Raw genomic sequence first — 1,785 nt, 5'->3', positions numbered from 1 at the left:
AAATGATATTGGACATTGGAAATTGGACATTTTTTTGACATTTGAACTTGGGATTTGGGATTTATTATAGAATGGATGAATTTTAAAACAGCCAAACATATAAAATACGATATACTGAATAGTTACATAAAATGTATAAAAATTGTAGAAAAATATCCTTTTTGTTTTTTATATTGCTATTTACCCAAATAAAATTATTTATAGAAGTAAATAGCCCTTGAACATTATCAATTTCTACTAATTGTTCTTTTTCAGGAATTTTATCACCTTCTTCAAATCCATAATGGGGTAAAATAGGAATTAAATCCCATCTCCAAGAATTCTTAAACTGCACCCTTTTCCAAATTTTAGTTGGATTATATCCATTGTGCCATACTAAATATCTTGCATTAGTTGCGTTCCCATAAGATTTTACTTGTTTTTCGCCATCTGTTTCTTTTTCTTTTTTAACTTCAATTATTATTTTAATATCTTCGCTGTCTTTCTTTTCATAGCCCTATGATATACTTGTTATGATGTGGAAAGAGATGAAAGAAAGCTTTTTGTCTACTGAAAGCTGGGCTAAAATTGCCCGTAGGTTGAAGTGAAAGATTATGATGCCTTAGCCATTCCCGGTAGTTTTGAAAAGACAGGATTCTTAAACATTATGTTCATTGTAATATTTATTTGACATTCTAATATAACTATGTTATACTTATTCTGGAGGTGATAAGATGTTTACGGTAAAAGAAGATACAACATTGGTAGGTATATCAGAATTCAGGACTAACTTTGACAAGGTTCTTGAGGCTCTCAGTAAATCCAAGGTGCTATTAGAAAGGCGAAATAAACCTTTAGCGGTTATTGTGCCAATTGAAAAATACAATCAGATGGAAGAATTGATTGAATTGCTTGAAGATACTGGTTTAGGTTGGCTGGCTAAAGAAAGGGATGTAAAAAGCACACCGGCCGACTATATAGATTTAGATATGGCTCTGAAAAAAGGTTGAAGGTAGAAGATGAATACTACCTGGAAAATAAAGATACATCGGTTAGTCCTTTCAGAAGATTTTAAGTCAATAAGCTATCCTGATCAGAGGGTAATCCTTAAAGATATTGGTAAAAAATTGAGTTTAGAGCCTAAAAGCTATGGCAAGCCTTTGTCAGGTGAATTAAAAGGTTATTGGAGGCTAAAGGTTAAGGATTATAGAGTGATCTATAAAATAAAAGAAGATACAATTGAAGTTTTGGTTATAAAGGTTGGGATTAGAAGAGACGAAGAAGTCTATAAAAAATTGCTTTATAGACTTAAAAAACTTGGGATAGATTAGCCATTAACTAATCTATGCAATATTTGTCATCTTCGCTAGAACAAGACTACCGAAAGAATTGATGACTTTCACCCTGCCTTATGATATACTTGTTATGATGTGGAAAGGGATGAAAGAGAGTTGATGTAACGGTTAAAAATAAGGGTAAGATAGACTGATGAACGAATATTTATCTTTTAAAAAAAAGCAAAGGCTAAAGATAATAGGAAAGATTAAACAAGTTCTTTTGAATAAGCAAGAGATTGTTTTTGCCTTTATCTTTGGTTCTTTCTTAGATGAGCCATCTTTTAGGGATATTGATATTGGTGTTTATTTAGACAAGATAAAGCAAGGGGATATTTTTAATTACCCATTTTCCGCTACCCTACCATAGGAATTGACTACTTCAAAAAATTTATTATGTTTTGGCTCTAAAAAGCCGATATATATAATAGATAAGATGATAGAAGATATTTTAAGAAGACAAAATCAAGTT

General features: G+C 31.0%; 3 protein-coding genes. All 3 read left to right on the top strand.

Annotated features, from left to right (window positions below):
• Positions 1-713 precede the first annotated feature (713 nt).
• The 3 genes from AB1630_12930 (at position 714) to AB1630_12920 (ending at position 1,683) form a co-directional block, all read left to right on the top strand.
• Positions 714-989, top strand: coding sequence for a type II toxin-antitoxin system Phd/YefM family antitoxin (locus tag AB1630_12930; protein MEW6104694.1), 276 nt, complete (start codon positions 714-716; stop codon positions 987-989).
• A 9-nt stretch (positions 990-998) separates the two neighbouring features.
• Positions 999-1,310, top strand: a complete 312-nt coding sequence (locus AB1630_12925) for a type II toxin-antitoxin system RelE/ParE family toxin (protein MEW6104693.1) — start codon at positions 999-1,001, stop codon at positions 1,308-1,310.
• Between the two features lie 157 nt (positions 1,311-1,467).
• On the top strand, positions 1,468-1,683 hold the full coding sequence (locus tag AB1630_12920) for a hypothetical protein (protein ID MEW6104692.1): 216 nt from the start codon (positions 1,468-1,470) through the stop codon (positions 1,681-1,683).
• The last annotated feature ends 102 nt before the right edge of the window (positions 1,684-1,785 follow it).

The organism is bacterium (assembly GCA_040753555.1).
GTDB lineage: Bacteria > UBA9089 > UBA9088 > UBA9088 > UBA9088 > JBFLYE01.
This window is presented reverse-complemented; position numbering and strand designations above follow the sequence as displayed.

Bases quoted from the DNA above. Each gene is read 5' to 3' on its own strand.
- AB1630_12930 (MEW6104694.1), top strand. From the start codon at position 714: ATGTTTACGGTAAAAGAAGATACAACATTGGTAGGTATATCAGAATTC.
- AB1630_12925 (MEW6104693.1), top strand. From the start codon at position 999: ATGAATACTACCTGGAAAATAAAGATACATCGGTTAGTCCTTTCAGAA.
- AB1630_12920 (MEW6104692.1), top strand. From the start codon at position 1,468: ATGAACGAATATTTATCTTTTAAAAAAAAGCAAAGGCTAAAGATAATA.